This window comes from Vibrio sp. 2134-1 (assembly GCF_033339495.1).
This window is the reverse complement of the sequence record NZ_JAWOUS010000712.1, coordinates 1-584: the sequence shown is the minus strand read 5'-3', so window position 1 is coordinate 584 and position 584 is coordinate 1. Positions and strand designations below refer to the sequence as shown.

At 48.6% G+C, this 584-nt stretch carries 1 pseudogene; it reads right to left on the bottom strand.

The annotated features are described in order from the left end of the window. A pseudogene (locus tag R7R78_RS28115) lies at positions 1–584 on the bottom strand (glycoside hydrolase family 92 protein); the annotation flags it as partial.

Sequence of the window (584 nt, the reverse complement as noted above, 5' to 3'; positions counted from 1 at the left end):
TGGCTTGAGCGCGCGCAGTATCAAATGACACACCTTTCGCTTCTGCTTCTAAGTTCTTCTCCGCACCTTCTGTGCCTGTTGGTGACAAGCCTACTTGGATTTCTAGCGGTGTTGATGATGGTGCGAATTCTAGGTAAGCGATGGTTTTCACTGCGTCGATGTTGTCGTTGTTTACATCGATTTCCGTTTCTGCGCCGTCAACCAAAGCGATGGCTTTGACGATAGGTTGGTTGAAGGTGGCGTAGAAGTAGACGTGCTGGTTGTTCGCCCAGCCATTCGAGCTACGTAAACCGCGGATGGTGTAAGCGTCGATGAACTCCAAATCGCCCTTCATGGTGCGGTTGTTGAAGTGACCTTTGTTGAGAGTGTGGTCTAAATCGAACTTGATGTGTGGCGTGGTGCCTTCTTTGAAAGTGTAGCGGTGGAAGCCAACACGTTGCGTGGTAGTTAGTTCCGCTTTGATTTCGCCTTTGTTCAGTTCAACCGCGTAGTAACCTGCTTCTGCGGTTTCGTTGTCTTTATCGAAGGTATTGAAAACGGCGTTTTCTTTCTTGGTGAAAGGCAAAACTAAGATGTCACCAAGG